The organism is Agreia sp. PsM10 (genome assembly GCF_030433855.1).
Taxonomy (GTDB): Bacteria; Actinomycetota; Actinomycetes; order Actinomycetales; family Microbacteriaceae; genus Agreia.
On record NZ_JARUXC010000028.1, the window covers coordinates 1 to 5,717 of the forward strand.

A 5,717-nucleotide genomic window follows, 5' to 3' on the forward strand; every position below is an offset into this window, starting at 1 on the left:
GGGTCTAGGTTTGAGAAGTTGCCTCGATGTGATGCTGTGCCGGTTGGTGTGGTTGATGTCGGGTGCGTCCGATCCTTGAGAACTCAACAGCGTGCACTAAGTCAAATGCCAAATACCCCGGGCAGTCATCGTTTGATGGTTGTTTGGGATTCCTTTGGAAATAGATATAAACATACAAAGCAAGTCAGTAATGATTTGTTCTGTCAGTTTCAAACTTGCAACTCTGGTGGACCTATTCCGGTTACTGGGTTGTGCGTAATCATTTACGGAGAGTTTGATCCTGGCTCAGGACGAACGCTGGCGGCGTGCTTAACACATGCAAGTCGAACGATGAAGCCCAGCTTGCTGGGTGGATTAGTGGCGAACGGGTGAGTAACACGTGAGTAACCTGCCCTTGACTCTGGGATAAGCACTGGAAACGGTGTCTAATACCGGATATTTCAGCTGGCCGCATGGTCTGGTTGTGGAAAGAATTTTGGTCAAGGATGGACTCGCGGCCTATCAGGTTGTTGGTGAGGTAATGGCTCACCAAGCCTACGACGGGTAGCCGGCCTGAGAGGGTGACCGGCCACACTGGGACTGAGACACGGCCCAGACTCCTACGGGAGGCAGCAGTGGGGAATATTGCACAATGGGCGAAAGCCTGATGCAGCAACGCCGCGTGAGGGACGACGGCCTTCGGGTTGTAAACCTCTTTTAGTAGGGAAGAAGCGAAAGTGACGGTACCTGCAGAAAAAGCACCGGCTAACTACGTGCCAGCAGCCGCGGTAATACGTAGGGTGCAAGCGTTGTCCGGAATTATTGGGCGTAAAGAGCTCGTAGGCGGTTTGTCGCGTCTGCTGTGAAAACTGGAGGCTCAACCTCCAGCCTGCAGTGGGTACGGGCAGACTAGAGTGCGGTAGGGGAGATTGGAATTCCTGGTGTAGCGGTGGAATGCGCAGATATCAGGAGGAACACCGATGGCGAAGGCAGATCTCTGGGCCGTAACTGACGCTGAGGAGCGAAAGCATGGGGAGCGAACAGGATTAGATACCCTGGTAGTCCATGCCGTAAACGTTGGGAACTAGATGTGGGGGCCATTCCACGGTCTCCGTGTCGCAGCTAACGCATTAAGTTCCCCGCCTGGGGAGTACGGCCGCAAGGCTAAAACTCAAAGGAATTGACGGGGGCCCGCACAAGCGGCGGAGCATGCGGATTAATTCGATGCAACGCGAAGAACCTTACCAAGGCTTGACATATACGAGAACGGGCCAGAAATGGTCAACTCTTTGGACACTCGTAAACAGGTGGTGCATGGTTGTCGTCAGCTCGTGTCGTGAGATGTTGGGTTAAGTCCCGCAACGAGCGCAACCCTCGTTCTATGTTGCCAGCACGTTATGGTGGGAACTCATAGGAGACTGCCGGGGTCAACTCGGAGGAAGGTGGGGATGACGTCAAATCATCATGCCCCTTATGTCTTGGGCTTCACGCATGCTACAATGGCCGGTACAAAGGGCTGCAATACCGTAAGGTGGAGCGAATCCCAAAAAGCCGGTCTCAGTTCGGATTGAGGTCTGCAACTCGACCTCATGAAGTCGGAGTCGCTAGTAATCGCAGATCAGCAACGCTGCGGTGAATACGTTCCCGGGCCTTGTACACACCGCCCGTCAAGTCATGAAAGTCGGTAACACCCAACGCCAGTGGCCTAACCCCTTGTGGGAGGGAGCTGTCTAAGGTGGGATCGGTGATTAGGACTAAGTCGTAACAAGGTAGCCGTACCGGAAGGTGCGGCTGGATCACCTCCTTTCTAAGGAGCACTCGAGGATGCCTCTGTATACAGGGCTAGTAAACCTCGTAGCCATTTCGGAAACATATGTTTTCCGGTGGCGCTCATGGGTGGAACATTGACTTAGGAAATCGAAAAGCTAAAGAGCTCGTCAGTACAACTCCTTCGGGAGTTCGGAACGGGGGTTCTGGTGTGAAGTAGGTTTTGTGCACGCTGTTGGGTCCTGAAGGACCGGGCCATCTGTTCCGTAAGGAGTGGGTGGACTGCCTTCTGGATCCTGGTCCTGCTCACATGAATGCCTCGTTTGGGGTGTGTGGGTGGGGGAGGATACCGCCCGTACTTTGAGAACTACACAGTGGACGCGAGCATCTACACGCTCGTATCAAATAGGTCAGGACTTCGGTTCTGTCTGACGTGGTGCGTGTTGTGTTATGTGTATCAATGACATCACCGGGGACTTCGGTTTCTGGTGGTAAGCATTGGTCTTTTTGCAATTTTGTTTGTCAAGTTTTTAAGAGCAAACGGTGAATGCCTTGGCATCTGGAGCCGAAGAAGGACGTATAAATCTGCGATAAGCCTCGGGGAGCTGATAATAGAGCTGTGATCCGAGGATTTCCGAATGGGGAAACCCCGCCAGGCCCTTTGGGTGACCTGGTGACTCCCGCCTGAATATATAGGGCGGGTAGAGGGAACGGGGGGAAGTGAAACATCTCAGTACCCTCAGGAAGAGAAAACAATAGTGATTCCGTTAGTAGTGGCGAGCGAACCCGGAAGAGGCTAAACCGATCATGTGTGATAGCCGGCAGGCGTTGCATGGTCGGGGTTGTGGGACTTTTCTGCTGCTTCTGCCGAACAGTGAGAGTTACAGCGCTTTATAGACGAAAGGGATTGAAAGCCCTGCCATAGACGGTGCCAGCCCGGTAGTCGAAATGAAGTTATGGCTCGAAGAGTATCCCAAGTATCACGGGGCCCGAGAAATCCCGTGTGAATCTGTCAGGACCACCTGATAAGCCTAAATACTCCCAGATGACCGATAGTGAACAAGTACCGTGAGGGAAAGGTGAAAAGTACCCCGGGAGGGGAGTGAAATAGTACCTGAAACCGTTTGCTTACAAACCGTTGGAGCCTCCTTGTAGGGGTGACAGCGTGCCTTTTGAAGAATGAGCCTGCGAGTTAGTGATCAGTGGCGAGCTTAACCCGTGAGGGGAATGCGTAGCGAAAGCGAGTCTTAATAGGGCGTTTTAGTCGCTGGTTCTAGACCCGAAGCGAAGTGATCTATCCATGGCCAGGTTGAAGCGACGGTAAGACGTCGTGGAGGACCGAACCCACTTCAGTTGAAAATGGAGGGGATGAGCTGTGGATAGGGGTGAAAGGCCAATCAAACTTCGTGATAGCTGGTTCTCTCCGAAATGCATTTAGGTGCAGCGTTGCGTGTTTCTTGCCGGAGGTAGAGCTACTGGATAGCCGATGGGCCCCAAAAGGTTACTGACGTTAGCCAAACTCCGAATGCCGGTAAGTGAGAGCGCAGCAGTGAGACGGTGGGGGATAAGCTTCATCGTCGAGAGGGAAACAACCCAGACCACCAACTAAGGTCCCAAAGCGCGTGCTAAGTGGGAAAGGATGTGGAGTTGCACAGACAACCAGGAGGTTGGCTTAGAAGCAGCCACCCTTGAAAGAGTGCGTAATAGCTCACTGGTCAAGTGATTCCGCGCCGACAATGTAACGGGGCTCAAGCACGCCACCGAAGTTGTGGCATTTATATTTTTGCCCGGCCCCTTGTGGGTCCAGGCGTATGGATGGGTAGGAGAGCGTCGTGTGGCCAGCGAAGCGGCGGTGTAAACCAGCCGTGGAGGCCACACGAGTGAGAATGCAGGCATGAGTAGCGAAAGACGGGTGAGAAACCCGTCCTCCGAAAGAACAAGGGTTCCAGGGCCAGGTTAATCCGCCCTGGGTAAGTCGGGACCTAAGGCGAGGCCGACAGGCGTAGTCGATGGACAACGGGTTGATATTCCCGTACTGACGAAAAACCGCCCAAGATAATCCAGTAATGCTAAGTATCTGAATCCCCATCACTGATCCCTTCGGGGTGACGGTTGGGGCCTAGCGTACGACCCTATGCTGGTGCGTTTAGCGTATTAACAGGTGTGACGCAGGAAGGTAGCTGAGCCGGGCGATGGTTGTCCCGGTCTAAGGATGTAGGGCAGAAGATAGGCAAATCCGTCTTCTATATGGCCTGAGACCCGATGGGTAGTCCTCACGGACGAAATCAGTGATCCTATGCTGCCAAGAAAAGCATCGACGCGAGGTTTTAGTCACCCGTACCCCAAACCGACTCAGGTGTTCAGGTAGAGAATACTAAGGAGATCGAGAGAATCGTGGTTAAGGAACTCGGCAAAATGCCCCCGTAACTTCGGGAGAAGGGGGGCCTGACCTGTGAAGGGATTTACTCCTGGAGCGGGATAGGGCCGCAGAGACCAGTGGGAAGCGACTGTTTACTAAAAACACAGGTCCGTGCCAAGTCGCAAGACGATGTATACGGACTGACGCCTGCCCGGTGCTGGAAGGTTAAGAGGAACGGTTAGCCGCAAGGCGAAGCTGAGAATTTAAGCCCCAGTAAACGGCGGTGGTAACTATAACCATCCTAAGGTAGCGAAATTCCTTGTCGGGTAAGTTCCGACCTGCACGAATGGCGTAACGACTTCCCAGCTGTCTCAACCGCGAACTCGGCGAAATTGCACTACGAGTAAAGATGCTCGTTACGCGCAGAAGGACGGAAAGACCCCGTGACCTTTACTACAGTTTGGTATTGGTGTTCGGTGTGGCTTGTGTAGGATAGGTGGGAGACTGTGAAGCTTGGACGCTAGTTCAGGTGGAGTCATTGTTGAAATACCACTCTGGTCACTCTGGATATCTAACTACGAACCCTAATCGGGTTCTGGGACAGTGCCTGATGGGTAGTTTAACTGGGGCGGTTGCCTCCCAAAAAGTAACGGAGGCGCCCAAAGGTTCCCTCAACCTGGTTGGTAATCAGGTGTCGAGTGTAAGTGCACAAGGGAGCTTGACTGTGAGACTGACAAGTCGAGCAGGGACGAAAGTCGGGACTAGTGATCCGGCAGTGGCTTGTGGAAGCGCTGTCGCTCAACGGATAAAAGGTACCTCGGGGATAACAGGCTGATCTTGCCCAAGAGTCCATATCGACGGCATGGTTTGGCACCTCGATGTCGGCTCGTCGCATCCTGGGGCTGGAGTAGGTCCCAAGGGTTGGGCTGTTCGCCCATTAAAGCGGTACGCGAGCTGGGTTTAGAACGTCGTGAGACAGTTCGGTCCCTATCCTCTGCGCGCGCAGGAAATTTGAGAGAATCTGACCCTAGTACGAGAGGACCGGGTTGGACGAACCTCTGGTGTGTCAGTTGTTCCGCCAGGAGCACCGCTGATTAGCTACGTTCGGACTGGATAACCGCTGAAAGCATCTAAGCGGGAAGCCGTTCTCAAGATGAGATTTCCATACCATTTATGGTGAGAGACTCCCAGCTAGACTACTGGGTTGATAGGCAGGATGTGGAAGTAGGGACTAAAGACCTACGGAGCTGACCTGTACTAATAAGTCGATAACTTGATAACACCCAAAATTTTGCGAAACGGCTCTGTTTATTCAGAGCACACACTGCTTGCGTCCACTATGTGGTTCTCGATGTACGGTCGAGAACCAAACACACCAACACCCATCTCTCATGATGGGCGTTGTGTCTGTTTGAAACTTCTAGATAGTGACATCTCTAGTGTTTCGGCGGCCATAGCGAGAGGGAAACGCCCGGTCACATTCCGAACCCGGAAGCTAAGACTCTCTGCGCCGATGGTACTGCAAGGGGGACCTTGTGGGAGAGTAGGACACCGCCGGACTCCTATTACACGAATGGCCACCCCACACCGGGGTGGCCATTTCGCGTTAACG

The 5,717-nt window shown here is 53.3% G+C and carries 3 rRNA genes; all 3 read left to right on the forward strand.

The window, feature by feature from the left end:
• Positions 1-262: 262 nt before the first annotated feature.
• Positions 263-1,786, forward strand: a 16S ribosomal RNA gene (locus tag QCD70_RS18945).
• A 480-nt stretch (positions 1,787-2,266) separates the two neighbouring features.
• Positions 2,267-5,386, forward strand: a 23S ribosomal RNA gene (locus tag QCD70_RS18950).
• A 162-nt stretch (positions 5,387-5,548) separates the two neighbouring features.
• Positions 5,549-5,665 (forward strand): 5S ribosomal RNA (gene rrf / locus QCD70_RS18955).
• Together the 16S, 23S and 5S rRNA genes form the textbook arrangement of a ribosomal RNA operon.
• Positions 5,666-5,717: the final 52 nt, after the last annotated feature.